This window comes from uncultured Acetobacteroides sp. (genome assembly GCF_963667355.2).
GTDB lineage: Bacteria > Bacteroidota > Bacteroidia > Bacteroidales > ZOR0009 > Acetobacteroides.
In genome coordinates, this window is record NZ_OY763328.2 from 2360367 (window position 1) to 2377364 (window position 16998).

The 16998-nt window shown below is 48.2% G+C and carries 11 protein-coding genes; 9 read left to right on the forward strand and 2 right to left on the reverse strand.

Annotation, left to right across the window (positions count from 1 at the left end):
- Nucleotides 1-514: 514 nt before the first annotated feature.
- From ACHZA1_RS09760 to ACHZA1_RS09785, 6 genes are all read left to right on the forward strand, one after another.
- Nucleotides 515-1690, forward strand: coding sequence for an IS4 family transposase (locus ACHZA1_RS09760; protein ID WP_320051689.1), 1176 nt, complete (start codon nucleotides 515-517; stop codon nucleotides 1688-1690).
- A 404-nt stretch (nucleotides 1691-2094) separates the two neighbouring features.
- Complete coding sequence (locus tag ACHZA1_RS09765) at nucleotides 2095-3090, forward strand: glycoside hydrolase family 43 protein (protein ID WP_320051690.1); 996 nt, start codon at nucleotides 2095-2097, stop codon at nucleotides 3088-3090.
- 724 nt (nucleotides 3091-3814) lie between these two features.
- Nucleotides 3815-4966, forward strand: a complete 1152-nt coding sequence (locus ACHZA1_RS09770; RefSeq protein WP_320051691.1) for a helix-turn-helix domain-containing protein — start codon at nucleotides 3815-3817, stop codon at nucleotides 4964-4966.
- Between the two features lie 278 nt (nucleotides 4967-5244).
- Nucleotides 5245-7605, forward strand: a complete 2361-nt coding sequence (locus ACHZA1_RS09775) for a TonB-dependent receptor (RefSeq protein ID WP_320051692.1) — start codon at nucleotides 5245-5247, stop codon at nucleotides 7603-7605.
- Between the two features lie 310 nt (nucleotides 7606-7915).
- Complete coding sequence (locus ACHZA1_RS09780) at nucleotides 7916-9202, forward strand: OmpA family protein (protein ID WP_320051693.1); 1287 nt, start codon at nucleotides 7916-7918, stop codon at nucleotides 9200-9202.
- Nucleotides 9203-9515: 313 nt separating this feature from the next.
- On the forward strand, nucleotides 9516-10412 hold the full coding sequence (locus ACHZA1_RS09785; protein WP_320051694.1) for a type II CAAX endopeptidase family protein: 897 nt from the start codon (nucleotides 9516-9518) through the stop codon (nucleotides 10410-10412).
- Between the two features lie 100 nt (nucleotides 10413-10512).
- Here the strand turns inward: ACHZA1_RS09785 and ACHZA1_RS09790 are convergent, their stop codons facing one another.
- Entirely contained in the window at nucleotides 10513-12534 is a 2022-nt protein-coding gene (locus ACHZA1_RS09790) for a S41 family peptidase (protein WP_320051695.1), read from the reverse strand.
- 338 nt (nucleotides 12535-12872) lie between these two features.
- Nucleotides 12873-13790, reverse strand: a complete 918-nt coding sequence (locus ACHZA1_RS09795) for a hypothetical protein (RefSeq protein WP_320051696.1) — start codon at nucleotides 13788-13790, stop codon at nucleotides 12873-12875.
- A gap of 730 nt (nucleotides 13791-14520) precedes the next feature.
- Here ACHZA1_RS09795 and ACHZA1_RS09800 point away from each other — a divergent pair.
- The 3 genes from ACHZA1_RS09800 (at nucleotide 14521) to ybaK (ending at nucleotide 16992) form a co-directional block, all read left to right on the forward strand.
- Complete coding sequence (locus ACHZA1_RS09800; RefSeq protein ID WP_320051697.1) at nucleotides 14521-15369, forward strand: polysaccharide deacetylase family protein; 849 nt, start codon at nucleotides 14521-14523, stop codon at nucleotides 15367-15369.
- A 71-nt stretch (nucleotides 15370-15440) separates the two neighbouring features.
- The gene (locus ACHZA1_RS09805; RefSeq protein ID WP_320051698.1) at nucleotides 15441-16463 is read left to right on the forward strand and encodes a hypothetical protein; all 1023 of its coding nucleotides are present in this window, start codon (nucleotides 15441-15443) and stop codon (nucleotides 16461-16463) included.
- 52 nt (nucleotides 16464-16515) lie between these two features.
- Nucleotides 16516-16992, forward strand: coding sequence for a Cys-tRNA(Pro) deacylase (gene ybaK / locus ACHZA1_RS09810; protein WP_320051699.1), 477 nt, complete (start codon nucleotides 16516-16518; stop codon nucleotides 16990-16992).
- Nucleotides 16993-16998 lie beyond the last annotated feature (6 nt).

Genomic DNA, 16998 nt, shown 5'->3' on the forward strand with positions numbered 1-16998 from the left:
TCCTTTTTGCCCTACAAAAAGGACAGAAAAGAATAAAAGCTCGCGGCTAAAATCATAAGCAGCATTCATGGCTTAGCTGAATTTTGTGCTTATATTATTAAAAGCGATACCCATGGGGGTAGAGACCAGGGATATCGCTTTTAAAAAAACATCGATCATAATTAAGGTTGACGTAAAGGAATCAGTAAGCCGTAGCACAAAGCGTATCCCCCTTTGGAGGGGGAAGGGGGAGGAAAATAGGCGTTAGAGGTAAAAGCTTGATACCAATTGTTGCTATACACTTCTAAAAAAATCCACCCCCTACCCCCCGCCGGCGGGGGATATCCTTCGAAATAGAGTAGCGTAAATTTTAAAGATGAGATTCCTAGGGGTAGAGACGCATTGCATGCACTAGTGTCCGGGAAATATTATTAAAACACCTACTAACACATTGATGTTTAATTGCTAATTCAGTTGCGATAAAGTCGGAACATATCAGATGCTTACTTTTGCGACAAGCTACAAACTGTAAGCAATGAATAGTGGAACCTATATTTTTAAGCAATTATGCCAGTTCTTGCCTGAGGACTACTTCGAATATTTGGTCAATAAGTACGATGGCAACAAGTACATAAAATCGTTTACCTGCTGGAACCATTTCTTGGTTATGCTGTGGGCTCAGCTGACAGCCCGGGAAAGTTTACGCGACATCATCGGATCGCTTAATGCGCATCGGTCAAAGTTTTATCGTTTAGGCTTTGGCAAAAGCGTTTGCCGCACAACGCTGTCTGAAGCAAATGAGAAGCGAAATGTGGAAATATTTCGGCTATTTGCTGAACGAGTTGTTAAGATAGCTCAAGATAAAAGGGGTAACATCGAAGGGCTGTTCATGGAGGGAATCCCTCATCGTGTGCTTGCGTTGGATTCAACAACAGTTACTTTAAAATGGGAAGCGTATTCGTGGTCCAAGGTGCAAAATGGGAAAGGAGGAATTAAGGTTCACACCATGTTTGACATCCTTACAAGCATTCCGGTTTACAATGTAATCACCGACCATGACGTCAGGGATCAAAGCGTTATGGACTACTTTCAATACGAACCGGATGCATTTTACATTTTCGACAAAGCCTATGTCAAACTGTTATCTCTTAACAAAATCGATGAAGCAGGTGCATTTTTTGTAGTGCGAAGGAAAGAGAAAATGAACTTCGAAATTATAGAGGAATGTAGCTGCGATGTCCATGAAAAAGGCATTTTACGCGACTTAAAAATAAGATTGTCGAATCGTTGGGCGAAAGCTCGGTATCAAAAACCTCTGAGAATAATCTACTACTACAACGAAGAGAAGAAAGCAACTCTAGAATTCTTTACGAATAACCTCGATTTAGAGGCGCATAAAATCGCATACCTATACAAGTGTAGATGGCAAATTGAGATGTACTTCAAATGGATAAAGCAGCATTTAAGGATAAAGCAATTTTACGGAACTTCCGAAAACTCTGTAAAAATCCAAATATATGTAGGCATTATCGCCTACTGCTTGGTAGCTCTAGTCGGTGTCGAATTGAAGTCAAAGTCATCGCCATTTGAATTACTTCGAATCTTGAGCGTTTCGCTTTTTGAAAAGGAGAACCTAAAAGAGTTCCTAGCCAAGGCTGAATTATCGGAGAACTTTCAACCTGTAAGCAATTCAAACCTTAAATTATTTTAGCGGACAGCAGTGCATTGCATGCGTCTCGTTGGATTAAGGATGCGAGATTAGAAGCAAAAAAACGAGAAGCGAGTAGCAACCGTGCGTACAACACGGAGATGAATCCGTAGCTTACCTACCACCAGGGTTGATGGTGGCACCTGTCAATGGACAGTGGAGCCTCCTACCCTCTGCCGGTTGTCCTTGTCCATGTCGGAGGCCTCTCGTAAGATGTATACTATCAGCTGGTATGGCGATTTCGGAACAAGCAAGGGGTGCAATCCTCTATTCGGCGCTATGCACAGCCCATCGGCAGGTCGGGCAGGGGCGAAGCGCCATTTTTAACGATCATGCGCTTGCTGCTATGCCGGGCAAGTGGTACGTTTGCTAGCATACACTGGCATAATGCCGCTAAACACTAGAGCATGAAATGGCTATTCGTACTAGGCTTGGCTATATCCGCTGCAGCATCGGCTGCGCAGCCCCAATCAGCCCCAATCATTAAAAAGCATGTGCCGCTCGACTCCATCCGGTTAAGCGATCCCTACATCCTAGCCGATGGCAGGACGCATATGTACTACATGACCGGCACTGGAGGGCTCCTCTGGAAGAGCAAGAACCTAAAGTACTGGGATGGCCCCTACGTGGTGGCCAAAACCAATCCCAAATCGTGGATGGGGCCAGCTCCGATGATCTGGGCGGCGGAGATTCATCCCTACAAGGGCAAGTACTACTACTTTGCCACCTTCACCAACCCCGCAGTAAAGATTGATACCGTTAATGGGATTGCCATAGAACGCCGCGCCTCGCACATTCTGGTAAGCAATAGGCCCGATGGCCCGTACGTTCCGATGAAGGACTCCACCTACCTTCCGTCCAATAAGCCTACCCTCGACGGTACCTTCTGGATGGATACCAACAGCAAGCCCTACATGGTATACTGCTACGAGTGGCTGCAGAATCTTAATGGAACCATCGAGAGCATCGAGCTAAAGCCCGACTTAAGCGGCAGCATAGGCAGCGGCAGAGTGCTATTCCGGGCCAGCGATTCGCCATGGAGCCGCGAAAAGGACAAGGATGGCCGCATCCATCCCAACCGCGTAACCGATGGCCCCTTTTTGTTTAGAACATCCACCGGCCGACTGGGAATGATATGGACCAGCTGGATTTACGATGTGTACACGCAGGGAGTGGCCTACTCGGATAACGGAACCCTAAGCGGAAAATGGATCCAGGAGAGCGAGCCCATTACGCCTCCTAATTTTGGACATGGAATGCTGTTCCGCACGTTGGATGGCAAGCTGCTCATGTCGGCCCATAGCCACAAGGATATTGGTGGTCGCTACCATCGGGTGCCCCATCTGTTTGAGGTCGATCTTTCGGGCAATCGCCTAGTGGTTGGCAAGCCCTATAAGCCCTAGATGTAACATTTTGAGTGGGAGATCTCATGGCGTATGGCTTCCCCTCATGGGATTTCACTTTTAAGATTCTTGTTCTAGAAGAGGTCTTTATAAACCTCAGAATAAAATGGTTTCCCATATTAGCTCGCTTAACAACGGCAGGCAAACGTAGTATCACTGAACAACCTTCTTCCGTAGACACCATGGCGCAGCCATACCAGACTGGCACGAATCCCTGTTTGAGTGAGGTCGCCTCCACAATGTTCCTCAATGCTGTAACGGTCTTAGGGCGATTACCACATTTGAGGTAGCGCCATTCCTCCGCGACCGAGCGAGTTAATTCGTGCCAAGGGTTTTTGATCCTTTTTGCCCTACAAAAAGGATAGAAAAGAATAAAAGTTCGCGGCTAAAATCATAAGCAGCATTCAAGACTTAGCTGAATTTTGTGCTTATATTTTTAAAAACGAATTCCCTGTGGCTTCCCCGCATTGCTATGCGGGGAATTTCAATCCACTCCTTTTGCTCTACAACCCTGCCGCTGCACCAATGCATCGTAGCGGTAATCTTCGTATCGAGTAACAGCCACAATTGGTTACTTTTGTAGGGTATGGTAGGCCTGCGATAATAATTGGTAATGATTTTCCCCCTCGTATTTCGTGCATTACCTAAAGCACCTATATTTGTTGCTTCAGTAGTACCGCTAGGCCTAACATTTTATATACCTATAGTAGCACGTTAACCAAGAATGAACAACCTATTTGTAATTGGGATATTCCTCGCCTTTTTTCTTCAGTTCTTGCTGTTTACAAAGAAGAACAAAACCCTATCCGATAAGATTCTTTGCATCTGGATGTTCGTCATTGGGATTCATCTTTTTAGCTACTACCTGTATGAGCTTGGTTTTTGGGATCGCTATCCGCATTTGGTAGGGGCTACGCTTCCTGTACCCCTGTTGCACGGCCCTTTGCTTTACCTATACGTAGCATTTGCGTTTAGAAAGGAGCAGCAGTTCCGTTTGACCGACTACGCCCACTTTCTTCCTGCGCTCCTCTGCTACCTGTACATGTTCCCCTTCTTCTTTTTCTACACTGCCGAGCAGAAGATTATGCTACATCATGGACAGCTAGACGCCTATAGTACCTTCAGTATTGTTGCTTTAGTGGCGTTCGTAGTATCCGGCATTACGTATTCCATTCTATCCTTTAGGTTGATTGGCAAGGTCGAAAAGCTGATCCATGCAAACTTTTCGTTTGACGAGAAGATTAGCCTGGGCTGGCTACGCTACTGCATCCTTGGGGTCGCGCTCATCTTTTGTACGGTTGCATTCTTCTCCACCCTGCAAAGCCTATTTGATTACCCGTTCACCTTTAATGTCGATCTGGTCCTCTATGCCGAGATAATCCTCTTCATATTCCTACTGGGCTTCTTTGGCATTAGGCAGGAAGGGATATTCAGCAGCATAACGATAAATGATGAGGAGCAGATTGCTGATACCAAAGCCAACCCCAACGGCGAGTACAAAAAATCGGGGCTAAAGGTTGAAAGCGCCGAGCAGCACCACCAAAAGTTGCTGGAGCTGATGCAGGCGGATAAGCTCTACCTCGAATCAAAGCTTAGCCTAAGCGTCCTAGCCGTTCGGCTCGACGTATCGGTGAATCACCTCTCGCAAATCATCAACCAGTACGAGGGAAAGAACTTTTACGACTTCATTAACGAGTACCGGGTTGAGGAGTTTAAGGAGCGCGCGGTTGCCACCTGCAACCAGCACCTAAGCATCCTTGCCATCGCTCTCGATTCGGGCTTCAGCTCCAAGTCATCCTTCAATCTAGTGTTCAAAAAGCACACCGGCATTACCCCATCGCAATATTTGGCGGAGAAAAAGTCTACTCTTCGATAAACCGACAATCTACTGAATGGCTGCCGATTGGCAGTCCTATCCTATTCGCTTGTACCTGTACTTTGTCCATGCGCATCGGCTTGGGCGATGTGCGCCTGCATTTTTCAATTCTTTGCAAAAAAAACAGAATGAAAGATGCGAAACGCTTCTGGAGTAAAGTACTCGAACGGGTATTTTATCTGCTCATCAACCTAGTAAGTATTTTCATTTTGATTTTTATCGTGTACACCTTCTTTAGGAGGTAACGCCTTACGAATAATCTGTAAAAATTAATTGATATGAGAGTACAGCATCAGGTTTTAGTCCTTCTTTTTACGCTACTGGCAGTTGCCGCGCAGGCACAAAATCTCCGACAAACGGTGAAGGGTAAAGTTGTGGATAAAGTAACGCAGATGCCGCTTCCTGGGGCAAGCGTGGTGGTTGTGGGAACCGTCCCCTCGCTTGCAGCGATTACCGATACCGAAGGGGGCTTTCGGATTGCCAATGTGCCGATTGGTAGGCATCAAATAGAGGTTCGATTTGTGGGATACTCCACCATCACCATCTCCGAAGTGCTGGTGGGGAGCGGAAAAGAGGTCGTGCTGACGGTAGAGATGCAGGAGGTGGTCAACAAGCTCGACGAGGTGGTGGTAAAGGCCCACAGCAACAAGGATAGACCCCTTAATAGCATGGCATCCATCAGCGCACGGTCGTTTAATGTGGAGGAGACACGCCGATATGCTGGTGGTGTTGACGATCCAGCCCGCTTGGTGTCGGCTTTTGCAGGTGTAGCTCGTGGAGGAAACATGCAGGATAACGCCATTGTGATTCGAGGTAATGCACCAAAGACCGTTCTTTGGCGTATTGAGGGGGTAGACATCCCCAACCCCAACCATTTCTCGGGTGGGAATGTTGCAGGCGGTGGATTTGCAACCACCATCAGCAGCCAGATGCTTGCCAACTCCGATTTCCTCACCGGCGCTTTCCCTGCCGAGTATGGCAACGTATTAGGAGGGGTATTCGACATTAAGCTGCGAACCGGAAATAACGAGAAACGCGAAAGCGCGGTGCAGATTGGCATCCGAGGCCTTGACATCTCTTCGGAGGGGCCGCTCGCAAAGGGGGCTAAGGCATCGTACCTGTTCAACTACCGCTACTCTACCTTTGGATTGCTTGCTGATTTAGGCGCAATACCCACCGATCAGATTCCCAAATACCAGGATCTATCCTTTAAGGTTAATTTTCCTACTGCAAAGGCGGGTGTTTTCTCGCTCTGGGGTCTCGGCGGTATCGATAACATTCGCGACTCGGAACAAGCGGATAGCACTAAGTGGGAAACCGATATGGATCGCTACAAAAACAACTGGGACGAGACCTTTGGCGCCGTTGGTGTAAACCACAAGTATGCGATTAGCGCCAAAACGCTTATTAGTACGAGCATTGTAGGAACATGCGACTTGAAAGATCTCACCCAACAGCGCCTTAACAATGCGCTTACCCTGCAGAACGACATCGCCATAAAGAATAATAGCGGAAAGGTGAGCTTTAACATGTACGCGAACACCAAATTTGGGGCACGGCTTAGCACACGAACCGGATTTAATGTCAACACCCTATTCTATAGCTACAACCTTAATGGTACGGAGAATGAAGACCCGGCATCGTATCGCAACTATGCCGACGAATCGGGCAAGAGCTACCATTTGCAGGGCTATAGCGAGTCGAAATATAGCATCAGCGATGCGTTAAGCATCAACGGAGGAGTTATGGTCGAATACTTTGGCTTGAACCAGCATTATAGTATCGATCCGAGGGTGTCGGTAAGCTGGGACTTTAGTCCAAAGCATTCCGTTAGCATTGGCTACGGCAAGCATAGCCAGCTGGAGGATTTGAATATCTACTTCATTAAGTCGCAGAAGAATGGGCAACCCTTGTATCCCAACAAGAAACTCGATTTTTCGAACGCGCACCATGTGGTGCTGGCCTACAACTACCGCATTAGCGAGACTATGCGGCTTAAGGTAGAGCCATACTTCCAGTATCTGTACAACGTGCCCGGAATTGCCGACAGCTCGTTCTCCATGGTCAACTTTAGGCAGGATCTAACCTTCCAGGCGACGCTGGGCAATAACAGCGTTGGGAAAAACATTGGGGTAGACATTACCCTAGAGCGATTCCTAAAGAATAACTTCTACTACCTGATTACGGCATCGGTGTTCGACTCTAAGTATAAGGGCGATGATAACGTTTGGCGTAACACCCGCTACAACAAAAGATTTGTGGGGAATATTTTGATGGGCAAAGAGTTCTTTATCGGCAGGGGCAAGAATAACTTGCTGGGCTTAAATGTCAGAATAAACGTATCGGGAGGTGAGCGATACAGCCCACTCGACGAAGCAGCATCTATGGCAGCCATGCGTCCGATATATAACGAGCATAAGGCATTCGAAAAGCAGGATAAGGCTAGCAAGTTTGTTGATATCTCGTTCACCTACCGTATAAATAGGGCCAAGTATTCGAGCATCTGGTGCTTGCAGCTGAACAACATGCTTGGCGAACCACAAAACGAGAAGTACGAGTACAACTACAAGAAGAAAGCCTTTGTGCGCGAGCAGAAGGTGTTTAAGCTGCCATCCATCAGCTACAAAATAGAGTTTTAGTGCGCTTCAGCTTACCGATGATAGCATAATCACATCTGTATTCGAAGCTCGACAACTTAGGTAAATCGGTGGATTCAAACTAATAGATGAAAAAGGAAACGGCTGCTTTACGGGCAGCCGTTTCCTTTTTGAGCATTGGGAATCCTTTGTATTGAAGATGCGTTATCCCCTTACCTTATGCTATCGTTCATTGTTTTTAGTAGTAGCTTTTTTGCTAAACCAGCGCTGGAAAACAATTCCTACCCTGCAATTGTTGTAAGAGAGTAGGCCAGCACCGTCAACGTTCCTTTACTTCCCAAAAACACGTTCTATGAGATTAGCTACACTACTCGTTACCTGCGCATTGTTCGCGATATTTTCGACGAATGCGAGCGCACAACTTCTCGAAAAGGCAATAAAAAAGGTGGGGAAAAAGGTAGAAAAAGAAACCGAGAAGCGCACCGATAAACGAATCAACAAAGGAATAGATAAAGCCTTCGACAAAACGGAGGAAGGCATAGACAGCACCGTAAAAGGTGACGGTAATGTCAACAATAAGCAAGCTGCACCACAAGGCAAATCCACGCAACGCGCAAATACTGCCGGAGGACAGGCTAAGGCTGTGCTAACATGGGCAAAATACGACTTCGTTCCGGGGGCAGAGATCATATTCGAGGATAACCTGCAGGGTGAGCAGAATGGGGAATTCCCAAGTAAGTGGGATTTAGTGCAGGGCATCGTGGAGAACGCCAACCTCAATGGCGAAAACGTAATCATGTTTAGGAAGTGCAACACCAACGCCTACGATGGCATTGTTCCCCTCCTAAAGAACAGCAAGGAGGATTACCTTCCAGAGGCATTTACCATCGAATTCGACGCCTACTACGATAAGTATAATAACGCCTACCGCATATTCCTACTTGATGCAAAAAATCAGAAGAATCTGGATAAGAGCAACAACATCAACGGTAGGGAGTACCTGCGCTTTTACCAAAATGCCGCCGATGGTAAAAACATAACCAAAGGCTTCTATCCCGGTTTCTCCAACGCTGATACAAAATCGATACCCAGTTGGAGGCATATTGCCATCTCTTTCAACAAAAGAGCATTAAAGGCCTATATTGATGATGCTCGCGTGATTAACATCCCCAACATTGAGTTTAACCCCGTTGGATTTACCATTGGATTTCACAATCCAAGCGGCGACATGAATGGCTACATCAAGAATATTAGAATTGCGAAAGGAGCAGTACCTCTTTACGACAAGATATTAACCGATGGCAAATTCGTAACCACGGGAATCAAGTTTGATGTCAACCAAGCCACCATCAAACCCGAGAGTATGGGCACCATTAGCTACGTGGTGAAGCTGATGAACGATCATCCCGAGCTTAAATTCTGCGTCGAAGGGCATACCGACAGCGATGGTGCCGATGTAGCCAACAAAACCTTATCGGAGAAACGTGCTGCAGCAGTTCGCAACGAGTTAGTAAGCCAGGGGATTTCTGCCAATCGCCTAACCTCAAAAGGTTGGGGCGAGAGCAAACCAATTACCGACAACGACACACCCGAAGGTAAGGCGCAGAACCGCAGGGTTGAGTTCGTGAAGGTAAACTAGGCTCCCCAACAGCAATTCACGAGTTTCGTAACCCTCGGAGATTAGGACACAACAGCGGCTGCCCGATAATCCGTAAAAACCTCGCTGGTACGGTTGTTACCGTGGGGCGCAATGCAGATATTTTTGCTTTTTATCCATTCATTTTACATTCGAGGAGACGCACTATGTGCGTCTCTTTGTTTTGAAAGCTTGCGTAAGCGAGAAATTCTCGATGAAATACAGGATAAACCTTCGCTATTTAACATTATTTGCTACCTTAAACCCGTCTTTACAACCTATCGGCTGAATATTATCAGTAAACCAATATACATCTATGGAAAAACTTGAGAAAGAAAGAAAAGCATCTCTCCCTTTATGGGCAAGGGTGGTGCTGTACATTATTGCATTTATCGCTTCTACGATAACACTCCAGCTAGTAGGGATGCTTGCCGTAGGATGCTCGATATCCGACCTCGAAAGCTTCAGCAACCTTAGCACAGCACAGTTTCTGGGAGTCGAACTCTTTGGATTAACGGGTACGCTGCTTATCACGCTGCTATTCCGCCGGTACATGGATAGGAAAACCTTTGTTTCGCTCGGCTTTTCGATTGCTGGCAGGGGGAAAGACATCCTCGCTGGACTTGTAGGCGCCATACTTTTGTTTGGCATTGGCACTACGCTCCTCTACCTGATGGGACAAATCCGCTTTACGGGCTTTCAGTTCGATGCGGCAAGCTTTTTGGTAAGCTTTGCGCTATTCGTAGTGGTTGCTGTTAACGAGGAGATGCTCATTCGCGGGTACATCCTCAACAACCTGCTGACGCGGATGAACAAGTATGTGGCGCTAGCCATCAGCGCCTCCATATTTGGGGTGCTGCACATCATGAACAACGGAATGGATCTGCTTCCGCTGGTAAACCTTATCCTTGCAGGGATACTTCTGGGCTCGGCCTACATCTTTACGCGCAACCTTTGGTTCTCCATCAGCCTTCACCTGTTCTGGAACTTCATCCAGGGTCCTGTGCTGGGCTACTCGGTGAGCGGAACCCATACCAGCAGCCTGCTAAAGATGTCGTCGCTGGGGGATGCGACCATAACGGGCGGGAAATTCGGTTTCGAGGGCTCCATTGTGTGCACCATCCTGATGGTTGTGGCCATTGCCGGGGTGTTTACCTACTTTACGCGGAGGAAGGGAGAGGGAGAAGAGGCTATTCCTCTTCAAAACACATAAGAAAGTTATTGTACAAACATAAACGAGGCTATCCTGATGGGTAGCCTCGTTCGTTCTATATAGGGGTGTCCTCGAAAATGGGGAATATATCAGCAACCAGCTACTCCTTTGCTGTCGCCTTTCCCTCAATTACCTCCATTGCCCTGTCGAGGATTACATCCTTGGGCTGGGTTAGCTCGTTGAGGGTGAGGGGAACGTTGTAGTCGGGGATTACGCCGTGGCCGTAGGGGATTCGTGGGTTGGGGGTATCGCGGAATACGCATTTTACCATGGGGATGTGCAGCTTTATGTTGGTTGTGAATAGCAGCATGTCGGCAAACTTCTCGGCGTTCATCTGGTAGTAGCTGCTGCCGGTTTCGCGGCCAACAATCGTACAGCTAGCCTGCCCCACAAGGGCGCTTGCAAAATCGGAGGCCATGGAACGGGAGTACTCGTTGGCTAAAAGAAATATGCGACCGCTAAAGTGAATCTTCTCGTTGGGAACAATCGTGCGCACGTAGGTAGAGTCCTCTCCATAGCTGTAGAAGCCGTCCTTACCCGCTACCGCCTTAAACTCGGGGAATATCACTTGGCTTCCCAACCAGCTATCCGAGTACTTAAGTATGGGATAGGTGGTGTTGCTCTTCACCATTCGATAGCTAAAGGTATTCAGAGGCTTATCAATGAAGTAGGAGATGATTTTTGTTCCAACGTTTATCTCTCCGCCCCCATTATCCCTGACATCAACAATAAGATTCTTTACGCCAAGCCGCTCGATTCGTGCTACAAAGCTGGCAATGGAATCCTCCTCCACCTGATTTAGCTGGAAGGTGTTGATATCAAGGCAGGCTAGGTTGGGTTTAATGATCCTAGCTGTAAAGCCTACCGAATCGGGAGCCCAGCTATTCATCTTTACCCGAGAAGTCTTCTTCACCCCCTTGCATGGTATGGCAAGGAGCTTCCCGCTCTCGGTTTTTAGGTTTAAGAAGCCTCCCTTTTCGTATAGCCCCATTATAAAAAGCCGTTGCGTTAGGTATTCCATCAGGTATCGTTCTGTGTGTAGGGTATTATAGCCCTCGTCACCTGTTACAGACTTTTTCATTTGCTCAATCAGCGTTGCCGAGCTAATGCCATTGACCTCAGCTATTCTTTCGCCGACTTTACACCTGTCTGCTACGGATGAACCGGTAACCACAATCCCTTTACCGTCGTAGGCAAGCATAACAGGAGGTAAGAACTTTATGCTCTGAGGATTTATTCCGCTAATGAAGGTATGGCTATCCCTGATTTTTGCGGTTATCTCCTTCAGGAGCATCATAAAATCTCTACTAGTCATGGGGGTGTTCAGCTTCGAGGCGATGGAATTGAAGAGGCTATCCATCTGCGCCTTCGAGGTGTAGTCGTAAAGCCCTGGATGCACCTGCTCCAAGGATTTCCGGAAGATGCTGAAGTCCTTCTTGAGCGAGTCAACCGGATGCCTGTAGGTCAAAAAGTCGAACGTCTTTGGCTTTGCCTTTACAAACGAGGTAGGAATGCCAAAAACGCCCATGGGGTCGGCCGGCTTCGAGTCGATGGAGCGCGAGATGCTGATGTGCGGCTTGTCGAAGGCCGAGTAGGCGTAGCCAACGCTGCCAATCTGGTCGCCCTTCGATACCTTATCGCCAGTTTTGAATAGCTTTGTGGGATGGAGCCCCGATATCCAGTAAATCGCACCCGATGCGGTTCTAATTCCGATGCTCTGGGATACAAACTTGGCAACATCGCCCTTAAGCGATCGGTTATGCTTCTTCAGATTAGCCGCAACGGCTTCCCTTGCCTGCTTATCCTCAGCGGCAGTCCCGCTATCGAGCGCAACCTTAGTGCCCGTCATATAGGTCAACGATTCTCGATAGATGTAGGAAATGTTCATTATGGTTCCACCTTCGGGAGCCACCACGGCGTCGCCCTCCTTGGCCTCGATAAAGAGATTGTCGTAGTTGCTTTCGCCCTTAATGTACTGCCCCGGCTTACCAATGATGCCCTCGCCGGGATTCGCCCCCTTTATGGGCCACTGCGCCTTTACGAGGGTGAGCTTCTTGGTGTCGGTTTGGGCGAATGCGCCCAAGGTGACAATTAGCAAAAACAGAATGGCTAGTCTTTTCATGGGATATAGGTATTACTGTTGAACAATAGACCTTATGCTAATACGGAGTATAGCAGGCGTCTCCTGTTATTAACTTTCTACCCTACAACCTGTAAACCTTCGCCCCGAACGGGCAGCAAGCGAAAAACGAGTAACAGCAAATAAGATTCTAAAGGTCTACGATTATAAGATATTGGGCAATGTACTATTTTTTTAGTACCGTAATACTCCCAAACCCATTTATTTTAATATTTGGTAAAAAATATTGCTTACGGATAAAAAAAGCCGCCACCCCCGAAGGGGTAAGCGGCAACCATTAACCAAGCCCTATTAACCACAAAAAACCTAACCAAAGAGTTCTAGTTGATATTTAGCTTCTTCAGCGAAATCTCCAGCACAACCGGGCGGCTATCGGCAATTACCAGCTTGCTGCTGTTCTCCGTGCAGCCCAGCTTTTCGGCGGTAACCATAAATATATCCTTCTCGGCGTTGCTAATGCGCAGCTCGCCGGTTTTCCCGGTGCGGCGCTTGAGCACCACCAGCCGCTCGCCGTTCTTTGTTCGGGTGGTAGAGATTACCGTAACCAGGGCGTTTAGCACAGGCTGCTTTGTATCGGCATCTACAACCCGAATGCGCGAGTAGATGGCGGGGTTATCCTTTTCCTTGCGCTGCTCGTAGTAGGCCTTGTAGATATCCGGGTGCTTCAGCCTTACCGTTTCGATAAAGCTGTCGCATCGCTGGAGATCCTCCTTGCACACCTTTACGGCATCGGCCGCCTGCAGCTGCTTGATGCGGCGCTCTGCGGCCTGCTTGGCGTTGTTGGTGTTTATCTCTACCAGCTTCACGATGGCAGCCTCAAAGCTGTCAACATCGGCCTTATCCACCTTGTAGTTGGCCAAATCGGTAAGGCAAGCCTTCGCCTCGTTGAGGATGCTGCTTGCACTTTGTATCTTATTGGAGGTACTCTTCCGGATTAAGTCGGAGTAGGAGAGATGTATGCGCTTTACCATGGCAGTGTCCCCCTTCTGGGTGGCAATGTCCTCCAGGCATTTGCCGAGCTGGTACCCCTTTGTGTTAACGATATCAATGTACACCTGAGGATCGTCGGCTGCCGAGAAGGTCACAACACCCACCAGCTTTTCGAGGGTAGATCCGTGCACCTCCATCTTTGGGACCATCGTTTTCATAATCGGAAAGTCCATTAGTGTGCTACTGTTGTTCAAAAAGGAATGCACCTGCAGGTACATGCGCGAAAATGGTAAATAAGCTGTTTTCATTTGTCCTACTTTTGCTTAATACTTAATTGTTGCCTAATAAATTTTACTCTCGAAAGTAAAGTTCGGGAATTGCAAGCGTATTTTCAAGTGTTTTGCAAAATATTTGCTAATTATTTTTATATACATTGAATTAACACCACGAAAGGTTGGAAAAAGCCGTTGCCGAATAGGGGAAAGGCATTGCAGAGCGGGGGAAAGGCGTTGCAGAAGAGGGGAAAGGCGTTGCAGAACGGGGGAAAGCCGTTACAGAACAGGGGGAAGCCGTTGCAGAGCGGGGGAAACCCATTGCAGAAGTAGGGAAAGCCGTTGCAGAGCAGGGGGAAGCCGTTACAGAGGAGGGGGAACCCATTGCAGAACAGGGGGAAGCCATTGCAGAACAGGGGGAAGCCGTTACAGAGCTGGGGAAACCCATTGCAGAGCGGGGGAAGGCATTACAGAAGAGGGGAAAGACATTACAGAAGAAGGGAAAGCCATTGTAGAGCAGGGGAAAGCCATTGCAGAGCGGGGGCTGTTCGAAAAAGGTTATGCTATACTGCAAATTCCTAGTTTAACAGCCAACCCTACTTTTTTGATTAAACGAAAAGATTATCTTGCAGCAGGCAATTTTAGGGGGAACATTGCCGAAGCCTAGTAGCATTCACCCGCCCTAGAGCTGCTGTTGGATATGATGGAACAATTACCACAACGCAAGGGGCATAGCGCCTTTTGCTTAACCATAAAGGGAATAGAAATGAACGTACGCCTTACAACCATAGGAGTAGTACTGCTAGGAATAGCTGCATGCTGCATCGGCTGCGATGCGCACCGACAGCAGCAAGCCGTAGCCGCAGGCCGAAGCACCGCCGCCGCTACATCTCATAAGAGTTCTGCTACCAATCAGCACAAAAACAGCGCTGCACAGATCCTTTCCAAGCCCGAGGTGCCCGTCCTCTGCTACCATCGAATTGCCGACAACCGTAAAGGAGACTATACCGTTGCCGTAGCCACTTTCGAGGCGCACGTAAAGGCCCTTGCCGATAGCGGATATCACTCCATATCGCCCGCACAGCTGTACGCCTACCTGGTGTACAACAGTCCGCTCCCCCAGAAGCCGGTTATGATAACCTTTGATGATTCGAGGGAGGAGCACACTGCCGTTGCCGCTCCCATACTGGAGAGGTACGGGTTTAGGGGCGTCTTCTTTATCATGACCATCACCTACAACAAGAAGAACTACATGACAAAGGCTCAGATAGCGCAGCTCGCAAAGCGCGGGCACACCATAGGGCTGCACAGCTGGGATCATACGATGGCAACCAAGTACAAGGAGGAGTCCGACTGGCAAAAGCAGGTCGCGAAACCAAAAGATGTGCTCGAAAAGGTAGCCGGTATTCCGGTAGAGTACTGGGCCTACCCCAACGGAGTGTATAACCATCATAGCGCAGAGGTGCTAAGCCGCTACTTCAAGCTCTCTTTTACGCTAATATCAAAGCGCGACACCCTACTGCCGCTACAATCCGTACGGAGGATTATTGCTCCCGAGTGTTCGCCTCAGCGTTTGCTCCGGCAAATGCGCCAAACATTCAAACAAACAAACTAGTACCAACACAAGCAAGGCAGCCTCAATAAAAGCGTAGAGCTCCTTCGTTACAGTCTCTCTAAATTCATCTTATGAGTAACAGACACATTACTATTTTAGCGCTTGCGCTTACTGCTGCAACCTACGGATGCGTTCAAAAGAGCGAATCTAGCTCTGAAAAGAGCAAACCTCAGGCATCATCGACGGATAAGCAGGCCGCAAGTACGGCTCCAGCCAGCACACCTTCGGATACCGAAAAGCTAACGGCCCTTGCCAATGGCGACACGCTAGGTTTTTGGCCCATTAAGAATAATCCTGCCCCACTAAAGGGGGCAATCCTTCCCCATAAGCGAATTATTGCCTACTACGGCAACATCTACTCCAAGCGAATGGGCATTCTCGGCGAGTATCCCCCCAAGGAACTCTGGCGAAGGCTAAATATCGAGGTCAAAGCCTGGGAAGAGGCCGACCCCACCACTCCCGTGCAGCCCGCCATCCACTATATCGCGGTCGTGGCCCAGGGAATTCCTCAGAAAGATGGCAAATACCGTATGCGCATGCCCCGCAGGCAGATCGATTCGGCATTGGCCATCGCCAAGATGGGGAATGCCATCGTATTCCTAGACATACAGGTCGGGAAGAGTAGCGTTCAGGAGGAAGTTCCCCTGCTGGAGAAATACCTGAAGATGCCGCACGTTCACCTAGGCATCGATCCCGAATTCTCGATGAAAACGGGTAGCATCCCCGGCCATAAGATAGGCACCATGGATGCCGATGACGTTAACTTCTGCTCGGAGTACCTGGCCAAGCTGGTAAAGGCGAACAACATCCCTCCAAAGATTCTGGTTGTCCATCGGTTTACCCAAGGAATGGTCCGAAGATACCGCGACATCAAACTGCGGCCCGAGGTGCAAGTCGTAATGAACATGGATGGCTGGGGAGAACCCGTGCTAAAGAAGAATACCTACAAGCAGTATGTGTACAAGGAGCCCGTACAGTTTGCCGGATTCAAGCTTTTCTACAAAAACGACTTGAAGAAGGCGCCCCACCGCCTGCTAACCCCTCCGGAGCTGATGAAGCTAAAGCCAAAACCTATATATATAATGTACCAGTAGGTAACGCTTAAGTACAATTACTCCTATTTTTGCCGAAAATTAAATCAGCACCATGGCTATTGATAAAACAAACGCGGCAAGGCTACTCGACAAGGCAAAGATCCGCTACGAGCTAATCCCCTACGAGGTTGACGAAAGCGATCTAAGCGCCATTCACGTTGCCGAGCAGCTGAAAGAGCCGGTTGAGCGAGTCTTTAAGACATTGGTGCTGAAAGGCGATAAGTCGGGCTACTTCGTTTGCGTGATTCCCGGAGCCGAAGAGCTCGACCTGAAGAAGGCCGCAAAGATTTCGGGGAATAAGAAGTGCGAGATGATCCCAATGAAGGAGCTTCTCCCAACAACCGGATACATTCGTGGAGCATGCTCGCCCATAGGCATGAAAAAGCATTTCCCCACCTACATTCACGAAACCTGTAACGATTTCGATCGGATATATGTGAGCGCAGGGAAGCGAGGATTGCAGCTGTACCTCAATACTCAGGAACTGATTGAGGAAGTAGGAGCAACGGTTGGTCATCTAATTCTGTAGGTAAGC

What these genes read in the sequence shown, in the direction of transcription:
- ACHZA1_RS09760 (WP_320051689.1), top strand. Translation starts at nt 515, where the DNA reads ATGAATAGTGGAACCTATATTTTTAAGCAATTATGCCAGTTCTTGCCT.
- ACHZA1_RS09765 (WP_320051690.1), top strand. Translation starts at nt 2,095, where the DNA reads ATGAAATGGCTATTCGTACTAGGCTTGGCTATATCCGCTGCAGCATCG.
- ACHZA1_RS09770 (WP_320051691.1), top strand. Translation starts at nt 3,815, where the DNA reads ATGAACAACCTATTTGTAATTGGGATATTCCTCGCCTTTTTTCTTCAG.
- ACHZA1_RS09775 (WP_320051692.1), top strand. Translation starts at nt 5,245, where the DNA reads ATGAGAGTACAGCATCAGGTTTTAGTCCTTCTTTTTACGCTACTGGCA.
- ACHZA1_RS09780 (WP_320051693.1), top strand. Translation starts at nt 7,916, where the DNA reads ATGAGATTAGCTACACTACTCGTTACCTGCGCATTGTTCGCGATATTT.
- ACHZA1_RS09785 (WP_320051694.1), top strand. Translation starts at nt 9,516, where the DNA reads ATGGAAAAACTTGAGAAAGAAAGAAAAGCATCTCTCCCTTTATGGGCA.
- ACHZA1_RS09790 (WP_320051695.1), bottom strand. Translation starts at nt 12,534, where the DNA reads ATGAAAAGACTAGCCATTCTGTTTTTGCTAATTGTCACCTTGGGCGCA.
- ACHZA1_RS09795 (WP_320051696.1), bottom strand. Translation starts at nt 13,790, where the DNA reads ATGAAAACAGCTTATTTACCATTTTCGCGCATGTACCTGCAGGTGCAT.
- ACHZA1_RS09800 (WP_320051697.1), top strand. Translation starts at nt 14,521, where the DNA reads ATGAACGTACGCCTTACAACCATAGGAGTAGTACTGCTAGGAATAGCT.
- ACHZA1_RS09805 (WP_320051698.1), top strand. Translation starts at nt 15,441, where the DNA reads ATGAGTAACAGACACATTACTATTTTAGCGCTTGCGCTTACTGCTGCA.
- ybaK (WP_320051699.1), top strand. Translation starts at nt 16,516, where the DNA reads ATGGCTATTGATAAAACAAACGCGGCAAGGCTACTCGACAAGGCAAAG.